The organism is Streptomyces varsoviensis (genome assembly GCF_000718635.1).
Lineage (GTDB): Bacteria > Actinomycetota > Actinomycetes > Streptomycetales > Streptomycetaceae > Streptomyces > Streptomyces varsoviensis.
The window spans coordinates 193,145-217,852 of sequence record NZ_JOBF01000002.1 but is presented as its reverse complement, the minus strand read 5'-3'; the positions used below and the strand labels follow the sequence as shown (position 1 = coordinate 217,852).

At 70.7% G+C, this 24,708-nt stretch carries 23 protein-coding genes; 14 read left to right on the top strand and 9 right to left on the bottom strand.

Annotated features, from left to right (window positions below; genetic code table 11):
- Positions 1 to 549 precede the first annotated feature (549 nt).
- The gene (locus tag IF55_RS03505; protein WP_342668263.1) at positions 550 to 1,755 is read right to left on the bottom strand and encodes a helix-turn-helix domain-containing protein; all 1,206 of its coding nucleotides are present in this window, start codon (positions 1,753 to 1,755) and stop codon (positions 550 to 552) included.
- A 277-nt stretch (positions 1,756 to 2,032) separates the two neighbouring features.
- Between IF55_RS03505 and IF55_RS03500 the strand changes: the two genes are divergently transcribed.
- Both IF55_RS03500 and IF55_RS03495 read left to right on the top strand, forming a co-directional pair.
- Positions 2,033 to 2,473 carry a glycine-rich domain-containing protein gene (locus IF55_RS03500; protein WP_030874544.1) on the top strand — a complete coding sequence of 147 codons (441 nt, stop codon included), beginning with the start codon at positions 2,033 to 2,035 and terminating at the stop codon, positions 2,471 to 2,473.
- A gap of 148 nt (positions 2,474 to 2,621) precedes the next feature.
- Entirely contained in the window at positions 2,622 to 3,293 is a 672-nt protein-coding gene (locus tag IF55_RS03495; RefSeq protein WP_030874546.1) for a class I SAM-dependent methyltransferase, read from the top strand.
- 190 nt (positions 3,294 to 3,483) lie between these two features.
- Here IF55_RS03495 and IF55_RS03490 read toward each other — a convergent pair whose 3' ends face one another.
- The 3 genes from IF55_RS03490 to IF55_RS03480 all read right to left on the bottom strand — a co-directional run bounded on the left by IF55_RS03490 (position 3,484) and on the right by IF55_RS03480 (position 6,511).
- Entirely contained in the window at positions 3,484 to 4,035 is a 552-nt protein-coding gene (locus tag IF55_RS03490; RefSeq protein ID WP_030874548.1) for a GNAT family N-acetyltransferase, read from the bottom strand.
- A gap of 209 nt (positions 4,036 to 4,244) precedes the next feature.
- The gene (locus IF55_RS03485) at positions 4,245 to 5,144 is read right to left on the bottom strand and encodes a phosphotransferase (protein WP_030874550.1); all 900 of its coding nucleotides are present in this window, start codon (positions 5,142 to 5,144) and stop codon (positions 4,245 to 4,247) included.
- A gap of 32 nt (positions 5,145 to 5,176) precedes the next feature.
- Positions 5,177 to 6,511, bottom strand: coding sequence for a helix-turn-helix domain-containing protein (locus IF55_RS03480; RefSeq protein WP_482700670.1), 1,335 nt, complete (start codon positions 6,509 to 6,511; stop codon positions 5,177 to 5,179).
- Between the two features lie 326 nt (positions 6,512 to 6,837).
- On the opposite strand from IF55_RS03480, the gene IF55_RS03475 reads away from it, so the two are divergent.
- From IF55_RS03475 to IF55_RS03435, 10 genes are all read left to right on the top strand, one after another.
- The gene (locus tag IF55_RS03475) at positions 6,838 to 7,107 is read left to right on the top strand and encodes a hypothetical protein (RefSeq protein WP_030874554.1); all 270 of its coding nucleotides are present in this window, start codon (positions 6,838 to 6,840) and stop codon (positions 7,105 to 7,107) included.
- A 511-nt stretch (positions 7,108 to 7,618) separates the two neighbouring features.
- Complete coding sequence (locus IF55_RS03470; RefSeq protein WP_030874555.1) at positions 7,619 to 8,095, top strand: NUDIX hydrolase; 477 nt, start codon at positions 7,619 to 7,621, stop codon at positions 8,093 to 8,095.
- Positions 8,096 to 8,211: 116 nt separating this feature from the next.
- Positions 8,212 to 9,432 carry a protein kinase family protein gene (locus IF55_RS03465; protein WP_157854241.1) on the top strand — a complete coding sequence of 407 codons (1,221 nt, stop codon included), beginning with the start codon at positions 8,212 to 8,214 and terminating at the stop codon, positions 9,430 to 9,432.
- Between the two features lie 56 nt (positions 9,433 to 9,488).
- Positions 9,489 to 10,364 carry a lactate/malate family dehydrogenase gene (locus IF55_RS03460; RefSeq protein WP_030874558.1) on the top strand — a complete coding sequence of 292 codons (876 nt, stop codon included), beginning with the start codon at positions 9,489 to 9,491 and terminating at the stop codon, positions 10,362 to 10,364.
- A 10-nt stretch (positions 10,365 to 10,374) separates the two neighbouring features.
- The gene (locus tag IF55_RS03455; RefSeq protein WP_030874560.1) at positions 10,375 to 11,514 is read left to right on the top strand and encodes a hypothetical protein; all 1,140 of its coding nucleotides are present in this window, start codon (positions 10,375 to 10,377) and stop codon (positions 11,512 to 11,514) included.
- Between the two features lie 7 nt (positions 11,515 to 11,521).
- Positions 11,522 to 12,049, top strand: a complete 528-nt coding sequence (locus IF55_RS03450; protein ID WP_030874562.1) for a hypothetical protein — start codon at positions 11,522 to 11,524, stop codon at positions 12,047 to 12,049.
- 71 nt (positions 12,050 to 12,120) lie between these two features.
- Entirely contained in the window at positions 12,121 to 12,804 is a 684-nt protein-coding gene (locus IF55_RS03445; protein WP_037962331.1) for a hypothetical protein, read from the top strand.
- 86 nt (positions 12,805 to 12,890) lie between these two features.
- Positions 12,891 to 13,052, top strand: a complete 162-nt coding sequence (locus tag IF55_RS39130; protein WP_157854242.1) for a hypothetical protein — start codon at positions 12,891 to 12,893, stop codon at positions 13,050 to 13,052.
- The gene (locus IF55_RS40335; RefSeq protein WP_048831486.1) at positions 13,049 to 13,327 is read left to right on the top strand and encodes a helix-turn-helix domain-containing protein; all 279 of its coding nucleotides are present in this window, start codon (positions 13,049 to 13,051) and stop codon (positions 13,325 to 13,327) included. Before IF55_RS39130 ends, IF55_RS40335 begins: the two co-directional genes overlap by 4 nt.
- The gene (locus IF55_RS03435; RefSeq protein ID WP_048831484.1) at positions 13,324 to 14,265 is read left to right on the top strand and encodes a hypothetical protein; all 942 of its coding nucleotides are present in this window, start codon (positions 13,324 to 13,326) and stop codon (positions 14,263 to 14,265) included. Before IF55_RS40335 ends, IF55_RS03435 begins: the two co-directional genes overlap by 4 nt.
- Here IF55_RS03435 and IF55_RS03430 read toward each other — a convergent pair.
- The 3 genes from IF55_RS03430 to pflB all read right to left on the bottom strand — a co-directional run bounded on the left by IF55_RS03430 (position 14,237) and on the right by pflB (position 18,592).
- Positions 14,237 to 15,472: a GAF domain-containing protein gene (locus IF55_RS03430; protein WP_078643622.1), complete on the bottom strand. Its 1,236-nt coding sequence runs from the start codon at positions 15,470 to 15,472 to the stop codon at positions 14,237 to 14,239. The two genes, IF55_RS03435 and IF55_RS03430, sit on opposite strands and share 29 nt — an antisense overlap.
- A gap of 118 nt (positions 15,473 to 15,590) precedes the next feature.
- Positions 15,591 to 16,331, bottom strand: a complete 741-nt coding sequence (gene pflA, locus IF55_RS03425) for a pyruvate formate-lyase-activating protein (RefSeq protein WP_106980308.1) — start codon at positions 16,329 to 16,331, stop codon at positions 15,591 to 15,593.
- Positions 16,332 to 16,336: 5 nt separating this feature from the next.
- Positions 16,337 to 18,592, bottom strand: coding sequence for a formate C-acetyltransferase (pflB, locus tag IF55_RS03420; RefSeq protein WP_030874574.1), 2,256 nt, complete (start codon positions 18,590 to 18,592; stop codon positions 16,337 to 16,339).
- Positions 18,593 to 18,875: 283 nt separating this feature from the next.
- Between pflB and ppdK the strand changes: the two genes are divergently transcribed.
- Complete coding sequence (gene ppdK, locus IF55_RS03415) at positions 18,876 to 21,578, top strand: pyruvate, phosphate dikinase (protein WP_030874576.1); 2,703 nt, start codon at positions 18,876 to 18,878, stop codon at positions 21,576 to 21,578.
- Positions 21,579 to 21,634: 56 nt separating this feature from the next.
- Here the strand turns inward: ppdK and IF55_RS03410 are convergent, their stop codons facing one another.
- Positions 21,635 to 22,318: a hypothetical protein gene (locus tag IF55_RS03410; protein ID WP_037962333.1), complete on the bottom strand. Its 684-nt coding sequence runs from the start codon at positions 22,316 to 22,318 to the stop codon at positions 21,635 to 21,637.
- A gap of 345 nt (positions 22,319 to 22,663) precedes the next feature.
- Here IF55_RS03410 and IF55_RS03405 point away from each other — a divergent pair, with 345 nt between their 5' ends.
- Positions 22,664 to 22,867 (top strand): hypothetical protein, encoded by a 204-nt coding sequence (locus IF55_RS03405; RefSeq protein WP_030874580.1) that lies wholly within the window; start codon positions 22,664 to 22,666, stop codon positions 22,865 to 22,867.
- A gap of 137 nt (positions 22,868 to 23,004) precedes the next feature.
- Here the strand turns inward: IF55_RS03405 and IF55_RS03400 are convergent, their stop codons facing one another.
- Positions 23,005 to 24,450, bottom strand: a complete 1,446-nt coding sequence (locus tag IF55_RS03400; protein WP_245661040.1) for a serine hydrolase domain-containing protein — start codon at positions 24,448 to 24,450, stop codon at positions 23,005 to 23,007.
- Positions 24,451 to 24,708 lie beyond the last annotated feature (258 nt).

The following is a 24,708-nucleotide window of genomic DNA, read 5'->3' as shown; positions in this document are numbered from 1 at the left end:
GCCCGCCGCCGCTCCCGTCGAGCACGTTCGCCACTCGCTCGCGGCCCTGGCGCAGACCTGGCCTGTGGCGGCCTTCCTGCCGGGCGAAGCCGACGAGCCGGTGAGCGAGGTGGTGCTGTACCGGGACCCGAGCCGCAGCTACGGCACGCCGGACACGGCGGCGTGTGACGCCGCCGTACGTCGGCTGGTCGCGACGACCGGGTGGGCCTTGACCGTCGGGCAGGCCGACGGTGGTGTGCTCGTCGGTCTCGGCCTGCGGGAGGGGTACGACGCCGGTGCGCCGGAGCACTCGCCCGAAGAGGTCGCCGAGCGCCTTGGCGTCACCAGTGCCACGGGGTGGCGCTGCCGCACAGCCAGACTCGTGTCCGCGCGGCTCGTCGACGACGTCATTCGCTGGCGTCGTCGTGCACGCGGAAGGCCGACTACTGCCCGCCATCGAGGAAGCCGCTCTCCGCTGTGCCCAGCACCGGTACGTCGTGACCCACTTGGCCGAGGGGCAGACCTACGTGCTCCAACAGCGTGGGAGGTTGCCGGGTTGAGCGGCGTTTCTCAGTTGGTGTTCGGTCCGGTGGCGGCGACGAGTTCGCGTACTCCTGGTACGCGGGGGTGGCGGGAGCGCAGCTCGGTGACGACCTTGCGGATCGAGGGGCGGTCGCGGACTTCGCCTGGTGAGACGCGCAGGGCCAGCAGCAGTTCGGTGGCGGTCTGCTCGGCCTTGCCCCATTGCCACCAGGCGCGCGCGAGGTCGGTGTGCATGCGCCCCTTCCGCTCGTGGGTGGCGAACTGGTCCTCGTGCAGGGTGCGGCCGGCGTCCAGGGCGGCGCCGGCGTCGCCGAGTGCCCAGCGAACGCTGACCTGGTAGAGCGTGGCCTGGGCCGGGGTGAAGGGGAGGAAGCGGCCCTCGGCGGGGGCGCGGTCGGGGAGGCGGCGGGCGGCTCGGGCGGCTTCGCCGAGCAGGGAGAGGGCCTGGCCGCGGTCGCCGGAGCGGGCCGCGGTGTAGGCGGTGGTGCACAGGACCTGGGCGTAGGCGGAGGTCTGGGCGTCGGTCTTGAGGCCGGTGGCTTCGGTGCGGGTCGCGGCGTCGAGGATGAGGTCCTGGGCGGCGTCGGGCTGGTCCTGGTGGCGCAGGACGATGCTCATCGAGCGTGCGGCGGCCACGGCCGCGAGGGGGGAGCCGGAGAGGTCGGCGGTGATGGTGGCGCGGTCGGCGGCGCGCCGGGCGCGCTCGTACTCGCCGATCTTGAGGAGGACTTCGGCCGCCAGGCGGTAGCACGAGGAGAGGCGGGCCAGTGCGATCTCCTCGCGCGAGTGCGCGGCCTCGTGGGCGTCGCCGAGGAGGCCGGGCAGTTCGGCGAGGAGGCGGGCATGCTGTCCGGTGTCGAAGAGGCGGCGGGCGGCGGCCAGGCGCGCGGCGATGGCGGTGACGGAGCCGGTGGGGGCGGGCACGCTCGCCAGTGCCGTGTCCACGCCGGTGAGGAGCGTCAGAGGGGGCGCGAGAGTGGCGGCGCCGAGCAGGGTGCGGCGGCGCATGGAGTCCTCCTCGGCACAGCGTTCTTGCGCCGCAACTGTAGTGGCTGGGCAGGGCCCCAGTCCGAGCGACGCGGCCAGGACATGCGTCGGCATGCCCACCCGGTCGGCGGCGTGCCGCAGGAGGGCCAGGTCGGCGTGGTGGCCGTGGCGCTCCAGGCGGGAGATGGCCGAGGCGGAGCAGCCGAGGCGGGCGCCGAGTTCCGCCTGCCGCCAGCCGCGGTCCACTCTGCCGAGGCGGATCAGGCCCCGGGGTCGCGTCGCGCGATGAGGGTGCGGGCCCGGTCGGTGCTCCACAGTGCGTTCGCGCTCATCTGGCCTCCGCACGCCGGCAGCCGGACAGTCTACCCACAGTAGTAGCCGCCTGACGCCGTGTACACGGCATGTGCGGGACCTGCAAACGGCGTGCGCGCAACGGGAGTTGACCACTGGCGGACGGTCGCAGGCGGTTTGGTGGGAGGGCGGCCCCGCATCCAGCGCCGGGGCCCCGAGCCCGGAGGACAGCATGGCGACAGCAGTCGAGACTCGCGTCCGTGACCCGCGGGACTACGTGAAGCCCGAGGTCTGGGACCGCGAGATCCAGCTCCTCATCCGCGACCACCCCTTCGACGAGGTGATGGCCGAGCGCCTGTTCGGCGCGGCCGTCTCGTACCTGATCACCGCGATCGAGACGTGGGGCCAGGGCCTGGAGCTGTGCTGCGGCCGGCTGGTCGACACGGCCGTCCACGTCTCCATCCTGGACACCCGCAACTACCGCGAATGGTGCGCGGAGCACTTCGACGGCCGGTTCCTGGAACACATCCCCGAGATCGCGTTCAAGTATGACGGCTCCGTCGAGCGCACCGCACGCGTCATCGCCGACCACGGCTTCGCGGTGGACTGGAAGCTGTGGGAGCGGGACTACGCCAAGTGCGGCCCGTGCCGCCCCGGCGCGAACTGCCACTGACCGCCCGCACCCCCTTGGCCCGGCAGCAGCTCGCCCGCTGCCGGGCCTCGGCGCGCCGCCGCGCCCCCGAGGGGTGACGTAATGGCAACTGCCGGAATCGGCGCGGGGCGTGCGGGTACGGTGTGGCGCACCCGCCCCGAGGAGTGCCATGACCCGTGCCGCGACATCCCTAACCGAGTACTGGGATACCTACCGCCCGTACCGGGGGGAGGGCGAGCAGCCGCGCCCGGCCGCCGACGCCTTCGCATGGACCCAGTACGAGGGCCACGGCCCCGGCGCCGAGCTACTGGGCAGCCCCCGCACCGCGCTGGAGCTGGGCTCCGCCGAGGGCAAGGAAGCCGCCTACCTCGCCCAACGCCACGGCGTCGAGGTCACCGGCCTGGACTTCTCCGCCACACAGACCGCTCGCGCCCGCCGGTGGTGGCAGGACACCCCGGGACTGACGTTCGTCGAGGCCGAGGCGTGCGCGCACCTGGCCTCCACCACCGCGTCGTACGACGCGATCTACTCGATCTGGGGCGCCGTGTGGTTCACCGACCCCGACCAGCTCGTCCCCCTGATCACCCAGCGCCTCAACCCCGGCGGCGTCTTCGCCTTCTCCCAGGCCGAGCCCATCGAGGGGTACTACGGGCCCGACCCGATGTACGGCAACGGCCTCGCCGGCCGCAAGATCGTCGTGGTGCGCTGGGCCTACTCGCCCACGTGGTGGGCCGACCTCCTCAAACGCCACGGCTTCACCGACATCGACGCCCAGATCCTCGCGGCTCCCGACCCGCGGGACGTCGGCACGCTCTTGGTGCGCGCTCAGCGCCCCGCTTGAGTCAGCTTTGCCACCGGAAGCGTCCCGCATCGGCATCGGTGATCAGTGTGGGACTCCACACCCCTCGGAGGTAGAGCGCCTCACTTCGACGCTCTCGTCAACCAGCAGGCGAGCTTGCTCTTCGCGGCGCGAAAACTGCTCCCCCCGACAGGGACGGCAATTGCCCTAACTTATGGGCTTCGCCTGATTCTCACCTAGCTGGGGCCTTCCATTCGCTTTCGAGGATGGCGTGGACGACGGAGTCACGCCACTGCCCACGAACGAAGACGTGCTCCCGGATACGGCCCTCTTCCACCATCCCCGCCGCGAGCATGGTCCTCTGCGAGCTGATGTTCAGCGGAGACCGGGCTCCCCAGACCCGATGCAGGCCAAGGTCCTCGAAGGCCAGCCCCAGCAACAAGTGGACGGTCTCGACCCCATGCCCTACACCCCACGCATCGGGGCGGAGCGCGAAGCCAATGGTCGCAGCGCGCTGCTGGTGGGGGTCTATAGCCAAGCGTGCGAATCCGACCAAGCCGCCTGCCCGGCACACGACGGCCAGAGCATACTCTTCGCGCGGCGATGCCCCAGCTGAGGCAATAGAGCGAGTAACGATTCCATCCACGTCCTCACGCGAGCGCGGGGTAAAGCTGAGGTGACGAGTCGCCTCAGCGTCCCCGTAGATGGCGAGTACCGCGTCGACATCATCAGTTGTGAGTTCGCGCAGCGCGAGGCGAGTGCTTTCACGGGCAATCGGGTACATAGCCGAGGACTCTACTGCTGCCGCGCTGCAGCCGGGCAGGGCCGGCGTGGGACGCAAACTGAACTCTCAACGCCCTCCTCACGAAGGTCCCGAGCCACTACCGAGTCCCGCACGGGACCACTCAGAAAGGCCCTCCGTACTCACCGCGCAGAACCGATGATGCCGACGCTACACCGACCTTCCAGCAGACCCAGCGCGGGAACAAGGGGCTAGAGGATACGCCACGGCAATGCGATGTCTCCTTGCCGAAGACCATTGATGCGGCGCTCAACCTCTTCCAAGGTTCCCGGGTTGTGCGCCGCCTTCCTCGCATTGGTGGTGATCATCCGCAATTCACGTATATCGCGTAGCGTCCTAAATCCGGGCCAATCGCATACGTCGAACCCGTACGTGTCGGCGAACTCCTGGTAATGCGAGCGCCCGTAGCCGAAGCGGCGACAGTGAATCTCGATCGTGACGAGGTCCCATTCGGGGTGGCCCACTCCAACCGTGTCCCAGTCACACAGGACCGCAGTACCTCCATCGTGAAGAGCATTGCGATGCTGCGGGTCACCTTGGATTACCGACTCCGGCAGTCGAAATTCCACTTCGGTCAATTCCGCTGCAAGCCGGTCCACTTGCTCCGTGAGGAACTGCATCATAGCTGTGGGCAGTGAGGTGATGGCGTCGATGGAGGCTCGGATGGCTGCGACGTTGTCGTGGCGCGGCAACTGGACTGGCGGAGTGGGAAGGGTATGCAGGATGCAGAGAGGCTTTGCGATTTGCGAGGCCGCGACGGGACGGTCGAGCTGGGGGAGGTAAGCCCAGAAGGTGACAGATTGGCGAGCGACGACGACCGGCTGCCGTACGGGATGCAAGGCCACGGTGGGGAACCCGCTCTCCATGAGCCAGCGGACGAAGTCCACGGTTCGCTGGACGGCCTCAGGCTTGGTGCCTCGGCGCGCCACCTTTACCACTACAGGCGATGTGCTCAGCCGGACGACGGCATTCGTATGGCCACGCAGAAGCTGTGCCCCTGCGGCGTCAAGACCCACAGCCGTGCATGCGCTGTCGAGGATGTACTGGAGTTCGCCTTCTTCGTAGCCGCCGTGCAAAGGTGCGAGTGTCATGAGGTCAAGGCTGACGGACGAGCGGTCAGCTGTCACTTCACGCCTCGGGGAAGCTCCAAGAGCTCATGGAGCTCCCTCGCAGCGGCGGTCCTGCTATTCGTGCCAGGCAGTTCCTCGATCACTCGCCGCGCCCGGGCCCCGATGATCGGAGTGCGATGGTCTTCGGGGACGCGCAAGTAGGTAGCCGCGGCGAGTTGGCATGCTTCGGTCACGCTGCGGTCATGCACGAGACAGATGGCGGCTTCGAGGTGGAGAAGCGCGGGATCGATGCCTGTGCGCGTGGGGTAGAGGGCAAGCGCCGCTTCTTGCACTGCTCGCGCCCTGGAACTCCGCCCCATGGCGGTATAGGCACCACTGAGATAGAGCAGGAACCGGCGTTCCGGAAAGGCGAAGGCATCACCGTCCGATCCGGCCGGTAGCTGGTCGAACGCCCCCTGGGCGTCTCGGATACGTTCTTCGGCTCCATCCCTATTACCTTGTTGGGCCAGAGCTCGCGCTTCAGCCACTGCCGCGAAGGCGAGTGTGGGTGAAGGCCGTCGGCCACGGAGCATTATGCGGGCTTCGCGCGCCAACGAAACGGCAGCATCCAAAGGGCCGTAGTAGTAGGGCAGCATCGCTGCTTGCACTCGCACGCGCGCCCGCAGGCCAACGTTGCCGCTCTCGTCGGAGGCGTTCCTGGCCGTGTTGTACCAGGCCCGTGAGCGGCGCAGGTCCCCCATCTTCATGAGCGCGTCGGCAATGAGCGTGGCCAGCACGGCAGTCATTTCCGCCAACCTCACCAGCACGGACGGTGGTTGCCTCTCCTGTGCGAGGTTCTCAATCTCTTCAAGGTCGAGCAGCATCTGTCTCAGCATCGGAACAGGCGGAGTGTAGACGTACTCCTGCCGGACCAAGAGCAGCCGTTCTTCAAGGAGATCCATCTGTCCTGAACTGACACTGCCCGCGGCGAGACTGCGGTCTACGGAGCGACGAACCGAGTCGACTCGGTCGACCAGGAGGACATCAGTCGACTCGACCTCGTACAACTTGGAGGGACGGCGAGGGACGGGCGCCTCAGCGACAGGACCACCAGCAGCACCGAGCCCCAGATCGTACGGAGTGCTGTCATAGAACTGGCACAACAGGTCCACTGTCTGCGAGCGGGGCGTCCTCTCTCCCCTTTCCCACAACCTAAGTTGATCATCCGAGGCCCGTGACCTACGTGTCGACTGACCGTGTCCAAGCTGCCGCAGTCCCTGTCCGGCCTCAGCCAGGGTCAACCCACGTGCCAAGCGATGTGCCCGTAGCCTGCTGACGTGACAGCACTCGTAGATCGCGACAGCGATCTGCGCCTGCGACCACCCTGCTTCCGCCCCTTCGACACGCATTCGGCGGGCGCAAGAAGGCTTGTGGGATTCCTCGTTGTTGGGCATCGGACCACCACCTCCCTGAGTCGATGATGCTCCCCCTACTGCCCTCCCCGGTGCGACGCCGCGAACCTTTCCGACGCTTTCCGTCGGGAATTCCCGCGGCCCGGTCAGATCGCCGACGGGCAACGTCGTTTCCGAAGGAAGCGTCGGTTGAACAGAGCCTCCCCTGCGGCAAAGGTTGCGGACCACGAAGAGCGGTGCGGCTCGCACCTGCGGCTCGGAAGCCGCAGGTGGGCTCACCGCCCCCGACGACCGCCGCCCTGCCCGAAGGAGGCGTCACAGCAATGCCCGTTCCTGATGAGTTCGAAGTGCTCGATGCAGGTCCGGAGTTCAACAGCCCCAGTGTGCCCAGGGCGGACCCATACGTTCCTGAGGCCACTGATCTGGTGCACGATGAGCGCACCGATCGGGACGCGATCGTGGTGACCCCGCCTGGTACGTACGCGCTGGACGAGGTGTATCTGCGCCGGGCCTCCGGAGAGGGTCCCGGCTGGGGTGCCAAGGTCGGTGATCTCCAGCTCATTCAGCGGCACGCCGGCGCGGGACTTCGGTGAGCGTGCTGTGGCTGCTGGTGCTCGTCGCGTTCCTCGGGGGCGGCACGGTCTTCCTCCTGACGCAGGGCATGCGTCGGGGGCGTGGGCGTTGATTCCCCCACGGGGACGAAGCGGATTCATGCTGACGCGGCCTCCCGAGGCTGTACCCGCCGTGTAGAGATCATCTTCTTGCTCAGCCGCCTGTGCCGACAGGTACGGGGGGTTTTCAGACCGGCCGTCGCCACGAGCGGAGCCATCCCCAGTCCGGGCTCCGTGGCGCGGTCGCCGGTCCGTCCCGCGGGCGTGTGACCCGCGCCGGTTCGCGTGGACGGGAGTGGTCCGGGGCCTCGGGAGCCCCGGGCCGCGACGGCTGCCCCGTCTCCCACCCCGTCACAGCGGGGCAGCCGCTACCGGCCCTTGGCCGCCCCGGTCGCTGCCGGGGCGGGGCCGCCCGCGCCGGTGGGGATCGCGGGCGGTCTCTGTCCCTTCTCCTTTCCTTGCGATGCTCTTGTCCGTTCTGTCTGGAGGCGCTGTGCACGACGAGAGAGCCGAGCCCGCGACGAGCAGGTGCCAGGGCCTGCTGCTCAGTGGGCGGGGGGCGATACTGCTGGTGCGCCGTACGCACCGGCGGGAGGGCGATCCGCGCTGGTACGAGGCGCCCGGCGGGCCGGTCGGTGCCGGGGAGTCGGGGCAGCGGGCGCTGGCCCGTGCCGTGCGGGAGCAGACCGGCCTGTCCGTGTCCCAGCGGCAGATGAGGCCGCTCCTGGCTGCCGGTCGGTCCCGCGTCTATCTGGTCGGTCCGCTGCGTGAGGCGTCCGCCATCCGGCTGCCCGGCCGGTCCGCCGTCGGGGGGCCGCCGCCGTTCGACCACTACGTCTGGGCGCGGCCGGCGGAGCTGACCACCTACTGCTCTCTGCCTGCGGCCCAGGTGCTGTGGGCCGCGCTGCGGGCGGTGTGCGACCCGGCGTGCGGCCGGAGGGCGGCCGGCCGGTTCCGCCGCGCCGCCTGACGCACCGCCGACCGAGCCGCGCTCCTTTTGACGGGCGCCGGGCCCAGGTGCCGCTGACCGCCTTGTGCCCGGTGCCGCCCATCTTCCCGCCGCGTACGACGTCCCGTGGAGATCCGATGACAGCAAACCCCCGCCCGCAGCTCAGTGTTGACGTGCTGTTCGCCGACGCGGCCGCGCGGATCGAGGCGAGTGCGCGGGCCCTGTGGCCCGGCCTGCCGGTGCGCCTGGGCGCGCACCTTCCGTCGGTGACCTGCTACGTCCAGCACGTCGACGTCGGCGGCCGCGCCCTGGTCGCGAAGGTCTCCTACCTCGGCGTCTCTCTCGTCTCCCTGCTGCGCGGGGTGCGCGGCGACTGGCCGACCGTGCGGGCGGCCCAGGCCGCCTACCTCACCGCGCCGAGCGCCCTGCTGGAGCGCGAGGCCACCCAACTGCGCCTGATGGGCCAGACACCGGGGCTCGACGTCGCCTCGGTCGCCGGGCTCCGGGGCGGCGTCCTGTTCACCGACCGGGTGGCCGGGCCGACCCTGGCCGACCTCCTGGCCGCTGCTCCGAAGCACAGCGCCGAACTGCTCAGCAGCGTCGTGTGTACGCTCCGGCGCCTTCAGTCCCCGGCGCTGCCGCGCGGTGCGACCGTGCCGCAGACGCCCGAGCGGGGGGTCGGCCCCGTCTTCGCCCGCAAGATGCGCGGTGCCGCCGGCCAGCTCTACCTGCGGCAGCTCGGCGAAGAACGCCTCCCGGACGATCAGGTGCGCGAGCAGACCCGGCTCCTGCTGGGCATGGCGGTGGAGCGGCTGATGCGGCTGCGCAAGCTGCCCCAGCCCCGGTGCCCGGCCCTGCTGCACGGCGACCTCAAACCCGAACATCTCCTCTTCCCCCACGGCCCCTCCGCCAGGCCGGTCTTCCTCGACCCGGGCCTTCAGTACGGCAGTGGCTGCACCGACACCGCCAAGCTCCTCTCGCGCACCCTGCTCCACCTCCTGGCCGCCCCGCCCGCGCCTGGAGCCGGCCGGGAGATCGTGGAGGGCATCGACGCGTTCGTCCGTGATCAGGTCCGGGGCCTGGTCCGCGCGGCGGTCCAGGATCTGTGGCTGCGGCAGCTCGTGACCACGTGGCTGATGGACACCGTCAACATCACCTCCAGCTACCTCTCCGCCCCCGCCGCGTTGCCGCTGCCCGCCCCCGCCCCGGGCCTCCTGGAGCGGACGCTCGCGGTCGGTGCGCTGGTGGAGCGGGGCACCGCGCTGCTCGATGAGCAGCAGCCGATGCGCCGCCTGTGGCCCCCGTTCCTGGAGAGTGTGCAGGCGGCGGTCCGCTCCGGGGCCGGGGCCGAGCGGTGAGCGCCCTGTGTCTCGCCCCGCCGGGCCCAGCGGGCAGCCGAGGAACCGTAGAAGCGGTGGGCATCGTGGGGGCTGGAGCGGTCGGCCAGAGCGTGGCCGCCGCCCTGGTCGCCGCCGGGCTCAGCCGCCGAATCCAGGTCACCTCCTGGAAGCCGGCCCGCGCGACCTCGCTGGTCACCGACCTCGACGACCTCGCCCACCTGAGCGGCTCCCCCGTGCGGGCGGAGTCCTGCAAGACCGCCGACCTCACCGCCTGCGAGGCCATCGTCATCTGCCTGCGCGGCACCTTCACCAACACCGCGAAGCAGGACGTGCGGATGACCGGGCTCCAGGCCAACGCCCCCCACATCGCCGCCCTCGCCACACGCCTGACCGGCTACCGGGGAACCGTCATCGTGGTCACCAACCCCGTGGACGTCATGACGCGGCTGTTCGCCGAGGTCTCCGGGGTGCGCCGGGTGTTCGGGGTGGGGTCGAACCTCGACTCCGTCCGCTACCGCCTGACCCTCGCCCGCCTCCTCGGCGTCCCGGCCTCAGCGGTGGACGGGCATGTGATCGGCGAACACGGCGACCACGCCGTCATCTGCGCCACGGCCACCCGCGTGGGCGGACTGCCGCTGCCCGTGCCACTGCGCCAGGTACGCGCCGAGCTCGCCGCCCGCCCCCTGCGGATCACCGAAGGCGGCCGGGCCCGGTTCGGCCCCGCCGCGGCCGTCCTGACCGCGCTGCGCGCCGCCCTCGGACTCACCGACACCACGGTCGAGTTGTGCACCGAGCATGGCGGCGCCTGGCACGGCATCCCGCTGCGCTTCACCGCCGGCGCCCCCGCCCCCTGCCTGCCCCCGCTCGACCGCTCCGAGGCCCGCCAACTGGCCGGCGCCGACCGGAAGCTGGCCGCCGCCTACCACCAGATCCGCCACCTGCACCCTTAAGGAGCTTCCCGTGACTACCGCGGTCCGTATCGCCCCCGCCGCCGAGGACGCCCACGCGCTCGTCGTCAGCAACCGCCCCACCATCACGTCCTGGTCGCTGCGCTACTTCGCCCCGTGGTGGACCACCACCGCCACCGAAGTCCTGCGCCCCGGGGCCCACCCCACGGTCGATGCCCGGGTGGACGCCTCGCACCGCGCCGCCATCACCCGGATGATCACCGACTACGGCGGGCACGACGACCTCACCTACGCCGGCGCCCGCACCCTCGTCCACCGCGAGGACGACGGCACCGTCTACGCCGCCCAGCCCGCCCAGCGCCTCGCCTACCACGCCACCTCCGACCGGCGCATGCTGTCCGTCTCCGGACAGTGGAACGAACCCGTCGCCCTGGCCGCCGCCCGCCTGGCCCGCGACCTGATCCGCGCCCAGCTCCTGGCCGAAGGCTGGGTGCTGCTGCACGCCTCCGCCGTCGCCCGCGACGGCCGCGCCCTGCTGACCCTCGGCGCCAAGGGCGCGGGCAAGAGCACGGTCGCCACCACCCTCGCCCGCCAGGACGGCTGGGACCTCCTCGCCAACGACCGCGTCTTCGCCCGCCCCGAACAGGACGGCACCGTGCGGCTGCTGCCCTGGCCCGCAGCCGCCGCCCTGGGCTTCGGCCTCCTCGACGGACTCGGCCTCTACGACAGCGTCCGCGACCTCTTCCTCAGCGGCGAGCAGCTCCACCCCACCCAGCACCACCAGGTCACCCACGCCCTGACCGTCGGCGACCGCGCGCCGCAGTGGAACTCGGCCAAGAGCAAAGAGCTCAAGTGCCAGTTCTTCCCCGACCAGCTCGCCTCCTGGCTCGGCTGCACCCTGACCACCTACGCCACCGCCGCCGCCGTCCTGCACCCCCGCATCTCCCCCGCACTGACCACCCCCGAAGCCGGGGAAGTCGCCGAGCTCGGGGAGAGCGACTTCTTCTCCGCCGCGACCGAGGACCGCTACCCCGACCTCTTCCACCTCGCCCACGACACCCACCCCGACCCCGGCCCCGTACGAGAACACCTGGCCGCGCTGCCCTGCCAGTCGGTAGTCCTCGGCCATGACGCCGCCGCCAACGCCGACGCCCTCACCCGCCTCGCCGACACCCTCGTCACGGCCGGGTGACCCTCCAGTGCATCTTCCGCTGCCCGACTGCCTCCAGCGCCCGCCCACCCCGGCCGACGACTTCTGCCTGCGCCCCCTTCACCTCGACGAGGCCGACGACATCACCCCCGACACCGGCGGCTTCACCTGGGGCAGCTTCACCGTCTCCTGGGAAGACCCCGCCCCGGTCGAAGGCACCGCACCCGCCGCTCCGCTGTGGTGCGAGCACCGCACCGGCCTCGACGACCCGAAAGCCAAAGCAGCCGTGGGCGGACACTGGGCACAGTCCGCCACCGCCGCGATCCACTGGCTGCACACCAGCATCCTCCACAGCGCACGGGACCTCCCGCCCTCGCAGGCGGCCCTGCTCAAGCTCTGGGTCGGCAGCCCCACCGCCGCCCGCGCCCACCACTACGCCCTGCGCTTTCGCCACATGACGCTCAGCGTCGAAGTCCGCGCCCACGGCCAGCGCACCACCTGGGCCATCAGCCACCACCCGGGCGCCCCCGCCCCCCTGGCCGCCCCCGCCGCCACAGCGGGATGGAACCCGGCATGAGGCACCGCCGTCGCCGGCATCGGCCACATGCCTGACCGGCCACCAGCCTCACGATCAGCGAAAGACCACCCATGCACCAGCCCACCACCTCGAACAACGCGATCGTCCCCTACATCACCACCCGCGTCGGCGAGCGACTTGGTGTTGGCATGAACCTCCGCATCCATCCGACGCGGGGGCTCTGCTACGCCCCTGAATTTGCGAACGACCGGGATTCCAGTGGTGCTCTGTGGGCGCGCCGCTCGCACAACCCCCGCGACAACGCGGGCCAGCCCACCGGCGAGCCGCTCTACGCCAAGGTGCACCCCTCCCGACAGCGGGAATGCATGTACGAGTTGCGGTGCCAAATCTGCTGCCGGGAACCCGCCAGCCGCACCTCGCTCGGCTACCTCTTCCTGCTGGAACAGCCCGACGACGGCATGCGCGCGGGGTGGCCCGAGGGCGAGCTGACGCGCCACCCGCCGCTGTGCCTCCCGCACGCCAAGGTCTCCGTGAAGCGGTGCCCGCCCCTGCGGCGGGGCCACGTCGCGGTGCGCGTGAAGATGCCGCGCCTCTACGGCATCAAGGGACTGCCCTTCACCACGCACTGGGACGCAGAGCAAGACGACGTGCCCGATGACAACGACGCAGACATCGTGTCCTACCGGGACCCCCGCATCCGCTGGTACCTCGCCACCCAGCTCGTCCGACGCCTGTGCGGGGTGACCGTCATCGACCTGACGGCGGAACGCGCCGCCGCAGAACTGGGCCGATGACCGCTGCCCCGCCGCCGGCCCGTGGCCCACCCCACCATCCCGCGCCCGAACCGACCATCGCACGCCCGAGAACCGAGGACCACCACGTGGGCAACACCAACAAGAAGAACACCATCGCCGCCGCCAACCAGACGATCAAGGCGGACCGCGGCGACACCAAGAAGGCCGCCGAGCGCACCCAGGGAGCCCTGGCCGACCGGCACGTGCGCCAGCACACCCCCAAGAACGACAACGGCAGGGCCAAGTGAACCCCAACGAGGGCTTCCGGCCGGAAGAAAGGGGCCCTCTGGGCCTACCGGCCATCCCACGGGGCCACCGTCTGCGGGGCGCGGAGAAGGAAGCCTTCGCCCAGGCGGCGGCCGCCGCCTACGTCGGCAAGAAGGCCAGTATCCGCGCCATCGCCGCCGAATCCGGCCGCTCATTCAACGCGATCCACCGTGCCCTGACCCAGCAACACGTCGCCCTCCGCCCACGCGGCGGCCCGCACCGCCACCCCCAGAAGAAAGGAACCGGAACCTCATGAAGCGCCCCCTGACGGTGCTGTGCTGGAACTTCGAGAAGAACGGCGGCGGCGACCCCGCCAAACGGCGCACCGGCCATGAACTGCTGGCCTCCCTGGACCCGCACCTGGTGCTGCGCCAGGAGATGCCCGGCGCCGACGCCAGAGGCAACGAGACCGTGTACGAGGTGGAAGACGTACTGGGTCTGCGCGGCTGGCTCGGCCCGCGCTCGTGCACGGCCGTCTTCGCCGACCCCGCCGTCCTCCAGCCCCTGCGCGAATGGCCCGACACCGGCCCCATGTGGGTCCTGCCACCCACCGCCCTCACCTTCCGGTACCGGCCCGCAGGCCGCGAGGCACTGCCCCTCAACGTCCTCTCCTACCACCTCAACTACGCCTCGCCGACGCTGCGCACCATCGAGGCCGAATGGCTCACCACCTGGGCCGACAAATGGTGGCCCCGCCCCGACGGCCGAACCGTCCAGCTACCCGCACTCGCCGGAGGCGACAACAACAGCTACCCCTCAGCCCGCCTCGAAACCGACCTCGAACTGCCCCTCCTCAAGGCGATCAAGGACAAGCCGCACCGCGCCCACCGCTCGTACGTGGCGCAGTACGGCACCCGGCTCATGCACACCCGCCCCGACGAAGCCCTGCGCACCGCCGGCATGGAAGACACCGCCCGCCACTGGGCCACCACCCACCACGGCAGCCCCTCGGCCCTGGCCCGCACCTCCGACGGCAGCCCCACCCACGGCCCCGACGCCCGCATCGACCGGATCTACATAACCGAAACCCTGCTGCCCACGGTGCGCGGCGTGGACGTCATCGAGGTGCCCCGCGACCTGTCGGACCACCACATCGTCCGCCTCACCCTCGACCCCGACACTCTCGCGGGCCTGCTCAACGAGCAAGCCCACACCGCGATGCCCCTCAACACCCACGGCACGAAGGCAGCGTGACCGGCATCTTGCCCCTTGCGCCGCCGCGCGGGTGCCCAGGCGACGGCCGCAGTTCAGCATGAGCCGGGCGCGACACCCGCGAGATCCCGGCCACGGCGGCCTCCGCAGCCTCTCCCCTCGGGCCACCCCCGAGCACGAGACGCCACCCGCCGCCTGAGAGCCGCCGCTCCCTGCTCCCAGCAGCAACACCCATCCAACGCCTCGAGCGACGCCAAGGGCCGGTGCGGGGAGAAACGTATCCCTGCCCCGGCCCACCCCGACCCTCGACCACGACGTCCTGGAGACCCTGTGCCCCCCTCCACCGAACGCCAGCCACCTTGGCCGCCAGGGTGGTCGCCGGCAGTGCGAGTCCCAATACTTGATCCGCCCTCTCACCGGCCGCCGCCTCCACGGCCAGTTCGCCTCCCGTGCTCAGCGGCCGGGCCAGGGTGACCAGGTCGGATCCGGTCATCTCCTGGACGGTCGCGGCCAGCGAGCGCAGGATCTCCTCCGGAGGCGCCCCGGACAACAGGTCGCGGGTCATGTCCGCACTCGCGGCAAGGCGCCGCTCACGGTGGCGGCTGTCGTCGTACAGACGGGCGTTGTCGATCGCCACGCCCGCGGCGGCTGCCAGGCTTTGCAGCACTGCCTCGTCGTCGGCGTCGAAGGGCAGCCCACCGCGTTTGTCGGTCAGGTAGAGATTCCCGAAGGTATTCTCCCGCAGTTGTACGGGGGCTCCGAGGAACGTGCGCATGGGCGGATGCCCGGATGGGAAGCCCACCGATTCCGGGTGCTCCCCGAGGTTCTCCAGCCGCAGCGGGTGCGGCTCGCGTATCAGCAGATCGAGAATGCCGTGGCCTTCGGGGTAGTGGCCGATCCGCTCGATGGTCTCCTGATCCATGCCGACCGTGATGAACTGCCGGATCGTACCCTCCTCCCCCAGCACCCCCAGCGCCCCGTATTCGGCGTCGATCAGGTCGACCGCAGGCCCAACGATCCTTCGCAGCAGGTCTTTGAGATCCAGGTCGCTACCGATCGTCACCACCGCGTCCAGTAGTGTCTGCATGCGGTCCTGACCACGACGCACCCGCTCCACGTGCTCCTGCAACTCGCTCAGCAGGGCATCCATCCGCAGCGGCGCGACGGCGCCAGGACGGCCCGCTTCCAACCGGTCCTTCGCTCCCTCGTCTTCGCCTCCTCGACCGACCGTGGGGTCAGCATGCCCCATGGGCTCTACCGAAGGGCACCCCATATCTGCTACGGCGAAAACATGCCGTCGTTCCCTGGACCGCCGACGGGCTCGTTTCTTCCGCCGCGTGGGCGGAAGTGCGTGCGCGGCCGTGCGATCAGTACGCCGCCTTCCCCCGTGCACGGAACCGTTCGCAGACCTGCCTCGTGAGTCCGGCGTCCGGAGTGGGAGTATCTTTCAGCGGGAACGGGATGCCCAGGGCCTCGTACTTCGCCGCGCCGAGCTTGTGGAACGGCAGGACGTCCACGCGATCTACGGTGTCCAGGCCCGCGACGAACTCGGCGAGTCCGTCCACGGCCGTCAGGTCGTCGGTCCAGCCGGGGACCAGGACGTACCGGATCCACATCGGCACGCCGAGCCGGTTGAGACGGGTGGCGAAGGTCAGGGTGGGGGCGAGGTCACCGCCGGTCAGCCCGCGGTAGGCGGCCGGGTCGAAGGACTTGATGTCCAGCAGGACCAGGTCGGTGTCGGTGAGGAGTTCGCCGGTCGCGCGGGCGCCCGGGAAACCGGAGGTGTCGAGGGCGGTATGCAGACCTGCCTCCTTGCAGCGGCGCAGCACGGCGCCGGTGAAGGCGGGTTGGAGCAGAGGCTCCCCGCCGGTGAGGGTCACGCCGCCGCCGGTCGTGGTGAGGAACGGCCGGTACTTGTCGATCTCGGCCATGACCTCGTCGACAGTCGCTCCGCGCCCGTCGCGCAGGTGCCAGGTGTCGGGGTTGGCGCAGTACAGACAGCGCAATGGGCACCCGCTGAGAAAGAGGACGAACCGGGTCCCGGGTCCGTCCACGCCGGTGGACAGGTCCCAGGAGTGGATCCGGCCGGTGGCAGGCCCTGCGGTCAGGGGGCTCACAGCGATCCGTGGAAGGTGCGGCTGATCACGTCGAGCTGCTGCTCGCGGGTCAGGCGGACGAAGTTGACGGCGTATCCGGAGACCCTGATCGTCAATTCCGGGTATTTTTCCGGGTGTTCCATGGCGTCCTCCAGCGTGCCCCGGTCCAGGACGTTGACGTTCATGTGGAAGCCGCCGGCCGCCATGTAGCCGTCGAGGACGCCGACCAGGTGTCCGGCGCGTTCCTCGGGAGCGTGTCCGAGGCCCTCGGGTGTGATCGTCGTCGTCAGCGAGATCCCGTCGCGGGCCTGCTCGTACGGCAGCTTCGCGACGGACAGCGCGGCGGCGATGACACCGTGCTCGTCACGCCCGTTCATGGGGTTGGCGCCGGGGGCGAAGGGCGCCCCGGCGCGGCGGCCGTCCGGGGTGTTGCCGGTGTGTTCGCCGTAGACGACGTTGGAGGTGATGGTGAGCACCGACTGGGTGTGCTCGGCGTCCCGGTAGGCGGGGTGCTTGCGCACCTTCGCCATGAACGACTCCGCCAGGCCGACAGCGAGGCTGTCGGCGCGGTCGTCGTTGTTGCCGTACGCCGGGAACTCGCCCTCGGTACGGAAGTCCACGGCCAGCCCTGTAGCGTCGCGGAAGACCTTCACCCGTGCGTGCTTGACCGCGGAGAGGCTGTCGGCCGCGACGGAGAGGCCCGCGATGCCGCAGGCCATGAAGCGGTGGACCGGGTAGTCGTGCAGGGCCATCTCGATGCGCTCGTACGCGTACTTGTCATGCATGTAGTGGATGACGTTGAGCGCGTCGACATACGTCCGGGCCAGCCAGTCCAGGACGCGGTCGTAGGCGGTCGTCAGCTCGCCGTAGTCGAGGTACTCGCCGGTCAGCGGCGGCAGCTCGGGAGTGACCTGTTCCCCGGTCACCTCGTCCCGGCCGCCGTTCACCGCGTACAGCAGCGCCTTGGCGAGGTTGACCCGGGCTCCGAAGAACTGCATCTGCCTGCCCACGGCCATGGCGGAGACGCAGCAGGCGATGGCGGTGTCGTCGCCCGTGCGCGGGCGCATGAGATCGTCGGACTCGTACTGGACGGCGCTGGTGTCGATGGATACCCGGGCGCAGAACTCCTTGAAGGCGGCGGGCAGCCGCGGCGACCACAGCACGGTCAGGTTGGGCTCGGGGGCGGGGCCGAGGTTGTACAGGGTCTGCAGGAAGCGGAAGGAGGTGCGCGTGACCAGTGGGCGGCCGTCCCGGCCGATGCCGGCGATGGACTCCGTCACCCAGGTCGGGTCGCCGGAGAACAGCGCGTCGTACTCGGGGGTGCGCAGGAAGCGCACGATCCGCAGCTTGATCACGAAGTCGTCGACGAGCTCCTGCGCACGCCGCTCGTCGATCAGCCCTGCGTCCAGGTCGCGCTGGAGGTAGACGTCCAGAAAGGTGGAGGTCCGGCCGAGCGACATGGCGGCGCCGTTCTGTTCCTTCACGGACGCGAGGTATCCCAGATAGAGCCATTGCACCGCCTCATGGGCGGTGGCGGCGGGCCTGGAGACGTCGCATCCGTAGGCGGCGGCCATCTCGGTCAGTTCCCGCAGGGCCTTGATCTGCTCCGCGAGTTCCTCACGGTCCCGGATGATGTCCGCGCTGGAGGGCCGGGCGTCCAGCAGGGCGCGTTCGGCACGCTTGGCGTCGATGAGGCGGTCCGTGCCGTAGAGGGCGACGCGGCGGTAGTCGCCGATGATGCGTCCGCGCCCGTAGGCATCGGGCAGTCCGGTGATGATGCCGACCTTGCGGGCGGTGCGCATCGCGGGGGTGTAGGCGTCGAAGACCCCGTCGTTGTGGGTCTTGCGGTAGGTGCCGAAGACCTTGGTGACGAAGGGGTCGGGTTCATAGCCGTACGCTTTCAGGCTGTTCTCCACCGTGCGGATGCCCCCGTTGGGCATGATCGCGCGTTTGAGCGGGGCATCGGTCTGCAGGCCGACGATCAGCTCGCGTTCCCGGTCGATGTAACCGGGGGCGTGCGAGGTGATCGTGGACGGCGTGGCGGCGTCGACGTCGAGGACGCCCCGGCCGCGCTCCTCCGGGAACAGGGCGCTGACCTTCCCCCACACCGCGCGGGTGCGGTCCGTCGGCCCGGTGAGGAAGGACGCGTCGCCCGTGTAAGGGGTGTAGTTGGCCTGGATGAAGTCGCGCACGTCGATGCGCCCGCGCCACCCCCTTCCTGCGAACCGTCGCCAGGCGCCGGTCGCCAGGCCGGCTGTCACCGTTGCGGTCATCGCAGGTCCTCTCGTGGGGCTTCCCCTTCGTTGTCGATACTCATCCCGCGCACGAGCGGCGCGGAGTGCCGGACGGGACACCCTGACGGCCCCTACGGCCCTGTTCGGCCGGGCCGTTCGGCCCCCGGCACGCACGGTGGCTCCTGGACGAGAGGCCCGGCGTGTCGGGCGGGGCGGGACACAGGGCTGTTCGGCATCTCCGAGGGGGCCGTCGGCATCTTGCGCACGGTAGCGGTGGTTCCGACGCTGAAGGTTCCGACCCCGTGGTGGAGGAGCGCGTGTCATGGTCCGTTACGTGTACGACTTCGCGGAGGGTGACCGGTCCATGGCCGGCCTGCTCGGCGGCAAGGGCGCGAACCTCGCGGAGATGACCCGGCTGGGCCTGCCCGTGCCGCCGGGGTTCACCGTCACGACCGAGGCGTGCCGCGTCTTTCTTGACACCGGCGGTGAGCCCCCGGGCTTGTGGCGGGAGGTGTCCGGCCGCCTGGCGGCCCTGGAGTCGGCCGCGGGACGGCGGCTGGGACAGCCGGAGGACCCGTTGCTGCTGTCCGTCCGGTCCGGCGCCCGCTTCTCCATGCCCGGCATGATGGAGACGATCCTCGACATCGGGCTCGATGACGAGTCCGTCCACGGCCTGGCCGAGGTCTCCGGCGATGAGCGCTTCGCCTGGGACTCCTACCGGCGTCTCGTGCAGATGTTCGGCAGTACGGTCATGGGTGTCGACAGCGCGCACTTCGAGCGTGCCCTCGCGGCGCTCAAAGAGGCGCGCGGAGCCCCGGACGATGTGCACCTGGACGCCGGTGACCTCGCTCGGCTCGTGGGAACGTTCAAAGAACTGATCCGCGGCGAGGCCGGCGAGCCCTTTCCGCAATCGCCCACCGAGCAGTTGCGCCGGGCCGTCCGCGCCGTCTTCGCGTCCTGGAACGGCGAGCGCGCCCGGCTGTACCGGCGGCGCGAGCGCATCCCCGACGATCTCGGCACCGCGGTCAACGTACAGCGCATGGTGTTCGGCAACCTCGGCTCCGACTCCGGCAGCGGTGTGGCCTTCACCCGCGACCCGGCCACCGGCCGGGCCGGCCTGTACGGCGACTACTTGCCCGTCGCGCAGGGCGAGGACGTCGTGGCGGGCATCCGCAACACGGTGCCGCTCACCGAGCTGGAACGCCTGGACCCCACCTCGTACGCCCGGCTGCGCGGGCACATGGACACTCTGGAGCGGCACTACCGCGACCTGTGCGACATCGAGTTCACCATCGAGCGCGGCACCCTGTGGATGCTTCAGACGCGGGTCGGCAAGCGCACCGCCGATGCCGCCTTCGTGATCGCCGCCCAGCTTGCGGAGGAGGGACTTATCACCTCCGACGAGGCTCTCACGCGGGTATGCGGCGATCAGTTGGCCCGGCTGATGTTCCCCCGGTTCGACACCTCGGCGGCCAGTGATCCGCTCGCCGCCGGCCTTCCCGCCTCCCCCGGCGCGGCGGTCGGCGCCGCGGTCTTCGACTCCGCCGAGGCGGTGCGCCGTGCGGCCGCCGGCGAGAAAGTCGTCCTGGTCCGCCAGGAGACCACCCCCGACGATCTACCCGGGATGATCGCCGCTCAGGCCGTCCTCACCAGCCGCGGCGGCAAGACCAGCCACGCGGCCGTGGTGGCCCGCGGCATGGGGAAGGTCTGCGTGTGCGGTGCCGAGGAACTGGCCGTCGATGCCGAGGAGCGCCGCTTCACCGCTCCCGACGGCACCGTGGTGGAGGAGGGCATGATCGTCTCCGTGGACGGTTCCATCGGTGCCGTGTACGCGGGTCCGGTGCCGCTGAGGGATTCGGCGGTCATCCGTTTCCTGGAGAACGGCTCCGCGGACGGGGGCGCGCCCGGTCTGATCGACGCGGTGGCCCACGCCCTGGCGCGGGCCGACACCGTCCGGCGCCTGGAGGTGCGGGCCAACGCCGACACGCCCGAAGACGCCGCTCGCGCCCGCCGATTCGGCGCGCGGGGCATCGGGCTGTGCCGCACCGAACACATGTTCCTCGGTGAGCGGCGCAGGCTGGTCGAGGCGATGATCCTGGCCGGCGACGCGACCGGACGTGACAAGGCCCTGGGCGCGCTGCTGCCCCTCCAGCGGCAGGACTTCATCGGCATTTTCGAGGCGATGGACGGACTGCCGGTGACCATCCGGCTCATCGACCCGCCTCTGCACGAGTTCCTGCCCGACCGCACCGGACTCGCCGTGCGCATCGCCGCCGCCGAGGCCCGGGGCGCGGCGCCCGACTCACACGACACCGAACTCCTCGACGCGGTCAACCGCATGCACGAGGAGAACCCGATGCTCGGCCTGCGCGGCGTCCGTCTGGGCCTGATCGTGCCGGGCCTGGTGGCCATGCAGGTACGGGCGATCGCCGAAGCGTTCGCGCAGCGCACGAAGGCAGGAGGCTCTCCCGAGGCGGAAATCATGGTGCCGCTGGTCGGCGCCGTCGAGGAGCTCCGCATCGAACGCGAGGAGGTGGAACGCGTCCTGGCCGAGGTGTCCCAGGAGTCCGGCGTTCCGGTGCGCTGCCCGGTCGGCACCATGATCGAACTGCCCAGGGCGGCATTGACGGCGGGCCGGATCGCCGAGGAGGCCGAGTTCTTCTCCTTCGGCACCAACGACCTCACCCAGACGACCTGGGGCTTCTCCCGTGACGACGTCGAGGCGGCGTTCTTCTCCGCCTACCTCGACAAGGGCATCTTCGCCGCCTCGCCGTTCGAGACCATCGACCGCGAGGGAGTGGGGCGCCTGGTGCGGATCGCGGTCGAAGAGGGCCGCGCCGCTCGTCCCGACCTGAAGATCGGCGTCTGCGGGGAGCACGGCGGGGACCCCGATTCCGTGCACTTCTTCCACACGGCCGGACTGGACTACGTCTCCTGCTCGCCGTTCCGGGTCCCGGTGGCACGGCTGGAGGCCGGGCGGGCAGCCCTGTCGGCGACGAGCGGGAACGCGCGGGCCGCGGTGTGACATCTCCGTCCGGCGACGGGCTGGGCAGGGCGGCCGGGCGGCGGGCGGCGGCTTGCTCACTCTCCGGGAGCGGCGCTCACGCGTGACCTCAGGTTCCTGAACTGCCGCAGTTGCATGAGCAGATGCACCGGCTCCCACAGCACGATGTCCACAGGGCGGGTGAGCACTCGCGGCCGGCTTCGGCCACGCGTACGGACCACGAGGCGGGTGCGGCCGTCCGCGGTGGGCCGGAGATGGAAGCCCCACACAGCGTCCAAGTACATTGCGGACAGCGGCCCGAAGCGCGCGTCGAAGGGGCGCCCGGACGGCAGTTCCACGGACATCCGCAGTACCAGGGTCCGCTCCGGATCGACGACCACGGCCGTGAACCACGCCCCGCCGCCGGGCTTCGCGTTCAGGTGCTGCCCTTCCTTGAGGCCCTGCCATGCGGCGACGACGCGGTCGGCGCTCGGCCGCCGGGCGTTGTCGAGCCGGTCGAAGCTGTACCACCCGCCGCGGTCGCAGCCCATCTGGGCCAGCCAGGGCCATACCCGCTCCGGCGGTGCCGGCAGTGTCGTGGCCATGGTCGACTGGCCGTCATACGCAGGGACCAAGTCGTCGCCGGGCCAGTCACCGGCGGCCTCGGCACGCGTCGCGCCCCAGGTCAGCAGGTGCGGACGGACGACGACTCCATAGGCGGTCGCCGCCACGACGACGCCCGCGCGAGGGGGGACCCGAGGTACCGGCCGTTTTCCGCTCATGGCCTCAGCGTCACGCCGCCGCGCCGCCGCGTACAGGGGCCCGTCGGGACCGGGCAGGGCCGTTCGGCACCTATCAACGCCCCCGCGCACCGGACCGACGATGAAGGTACGGGCCACGCCCACTCGGGACCGTGCCGGCCGGGTGTCCGCCAGGCCCCAGGCGTAGCCCCTGGTCCATCGCGTGTACGAGCCCGAGGAGGAATCGATGAACTGGCCCACAGCACTGGTCGTCATCGCCGCGCTGTTCGCTCTCGCAGCCGTCATCAGCAGCTACTTCGCGAGGCCGAAGAAGTAACACCCCGAGCGCTGCCGACCGTTGCGCTCGTGCCGCGAGGAGGCGGAGTCATGTACGGATACGGCACCGGAACGATCTACTGGGAAGATGTGCCGTTCGTGGGGTGGCCGCTCCTGGGAGCGCTGCTGTGTCTGACCGCCGCCGTGCTGCTGACCCTCCTCGCCTGGTACCTCGACCGCCGTGACCGGGCGGCGCGAGCGCACCGCAGGCCGATCGGGCGCCCCGCGCGCCGTGAGCGCGACGAGGGCGAGTGACACGGCCGCTCTCGCACTCCACCGGCCGCCCGTCGGACGCCCCACGGCAGCACCGGACGGCCGATGTGCCAGGAGAACAGGGTGTCTTGGGGCGAGCCCGTCCTCTACGTCCGGAGGCGCGGCCCGGCCCCGGCCTGTCAGCGTCGGCTGAGCCGGGGAGCCGCGCGCTTGTGCAGGGAGAGGGGGATGGGTACGAAGTGCAGCGCGGCGGCTCCGGGCACCGGCCCGCGGCTGAACACGACGCGCGCCTTGCCGATCCCGAACCGCGACAGGTCGATGCGGAACGCGTAGGGATCGTTCTCGTCGTCGGGGTGGAGCGGGAGGCCGCGCACCATCGTGGGGACGGGTATCAGGCTCCGCAGCATGAGCCGGCCACCGCTCACGAAGACCTCCACCGCGGAGCCGGCCATGGCCCGGGCCCGTATGTCCGTGACCCGGCCGGCGAGGCTGTACCAACCGCATATCTCTCCCCACGCCTCGGGGCGTCGCGGCACATCGGTACGGATCGCCTGCTCGGGCAGGCCGAGCAGGCGCCGCAGAAGCCCCTCGATCTCACCGGGCAGCCACAGCAGCGCGCGGTGAGCGGCGTTGGTCAGGGCGAACACGGCGAGCCCGTCGTCCGGGGCCACGAACATCTGGGAGTTGAAGCCGGGGAGGATTCCCTGGTGTTCGACGAAGCGGTGGCCGTCGGCCGCGCCGCGGAAGAAGGCGAGGCCCATGCCGGGGACGCGGGGGTCAGGCTGGTAGTGGGCGGCGTACATCGTGGCGAGGGTCGTGGGTGAGAGGACCGAGCCGTGCTCATTGGCGCCGCCGCCGAGGAGCGCGCACAGGTAGCGTGTCATGTCCCGCGGTGTCGAGTAGACGGACGAGGCTCCCGGAGTGGTCCGTTCCCGGTCGACTACCGCTTTGAGCCCCCGGGCACGCAGCTCGTACCCGGTCGCCAGGCGTCCGCTGAGGCGTGCGGTGCGGATCAGGTCGGTGTCGGCCATGCCGAGCGGGGTGAAGACGCGCTCGCGCAGGTAGCGGTCGAAGGGGACGCCGCTGACCTCCGCGACGATCTGGCCGAGGGTGGCGAATCCGTGGTTGGCGTACGTCCACTGCGTGCCCGGCTCCGCGTCGATCCGCAGTCCCCGCCGGTAGTACTCGGCGAGCGACGGCACGGGACGGCCCGCCCGCACGCCCTCTCCAGCGTTGGGCCGCAGCAGGTCGTAGGGGGTGCGCAGCTCGCCGATGCCCGCGGTGTGGGTCAGCAGATGGCGCAGCGTCGGGGGCTGGAAGCCCGGCTCGGCCGCGAGGAGCGGGTAGGCGCTGAGGTAGTCGGCGGCCGGGGTGTCCAGGTCGACCTGTCCGCGCTCCCACAACTGCATCACCGCGATGGCGGTGAAGGTCTTGCTGATCGACGCGACACGGAAGACCGTGTCCTCGCCGACCGGCTCGCGCGCTTCCAAGTCGGCGAATCCGTGCAGAAACGCATGTTCAAGGCGACCGTCGTGCACCACCCCCAGCGCCAGTCCTCCGATGGACCGGCGGTTCAGTAATGCGGCGGCCCACTCCCGCGTCGTGCTCGCGATCTCCTGAAGCACGGCTCCTCCTCATCGCTGACGCATGGCGGCAGTTATCCGGGCACGCGCCCTTGCCGTCAAGGGGCCGGGAAGGCAGGAAAAGAGGCCGCAGGCCCCGTGCGGGACGTTCCGCTCCGGCCTCATAGTGGCAGGGAACGAGCCGCGCCAGGTCAGGGAGGGGATCTTCCCGGAGATGGCTCGAAGGCATCCCCGCCGCTCCGGGAAGACCTCCGATGCCGGGAGCGCGGAACGGAGGCGGGAAGGCACTGGCAGCACGTG

Excerpts from the sequence above, each read along its gene's own strand:
- IF55_RS03445 (WP_037962331.1), top strand. The coding sequence starts at position 12,121 with ATGCACCAGCCCACCACCTCGAACAACGCGATCGTCCCCTACATCACC.
- IF55_RS03475 (WP_030874554.1), top strand. The coding sequence starts at position 6,838 with ATGCCCGTTCCTGATGAGTTCGAAGTGCTCGATGCAGGTCCGGAGTTC.
- IF55_RS03430 (WP_078643622.1), bottom strand. The coding sequence starts at position 15,472 with ATGGGGCATGCTGACCCCACGGTCGGTCGAGGAGGCGAAGACGAGGGA.
- pflB (WP_030874574.1), bottom strand. The coding sequence starts at position 18,592 with ATGACCGCAACGGTGACAGCCGGCCTGGCGACCGGCGCCTGGCGACGG.
- IF55_RS03410 (WP_037962333.1), bottom strand. The coding sequence starts at position 22,318 with ATGAGCGGAAAACGGCCGGTACCTCGGGTCCCCCCTCGCGCGGGCGTC.
- IF55_RS03490 (WP_030874548.1), bottom strand. The coding sequence starts at position 4,035 with ATGTACCCGATTGCCCGTGAAAGCACTCGCCTCGCGCTGCGCGAACTC.
- IF55_RS03485 (WP_030874550.1), bottom strand. The coding sequence starts at position 5,144 with ATGACACTCGCACCTTTGCACGGCGGCTACGAAGAAGGCGAACTCCAG.
- IF55_RS03465 (WP_157854241.1), top strand. The coding sequence starts at position 8,212 with ATGACAGCAAACCCCCGCCCGCAGCTCAGTGTTGACGTGCTGTTCGCC.
- IF55_RS03500 (WP_030874544.1), top strand. The coding sequence starts at position 2,033 with ATGGCGACAGCAGTCGAGACTCGCGTCCGTGACCCGCGGGACTACGTG.
- ppdK (WP_030874576.1), top strand. The coding sequence starts at position 18,876 with ATGGTCCGTTACGTGTACGACTTCGCGGAGGGTGACCGGTCCATGGCC.
- IF55_RS03480 (WP_482700670.1), bottom strand. The coding sequence starts at position 6,511 with ATGCGTGTCGAAGGGGCGGAAGCAGGGTGGTCGCAGGCGCAGATCGCT.
- IF55_RS03405 (WP_030874580.1), top strand. The coding sequence starts at position 22,664 with ATGTACGGATACGGCACCGGAACGATCTACTGGGAAGATGTGCCGTTC.
- IF55_RS03435 (WP_048831484.1), top strand. The coding sequence starts at position 13,324 with ATGAAGCGCCCCCTGACGGTGCTGTGCTGGAACTTCGAGAAGAACGGC.
- IF55_RS03495 (WP_030874546.1), top strand. The coding sequence starts at position 2,622 with ATGACCCGTGCCGCGACATCCCTAACCGAGTACTGGGATACCTACCGC.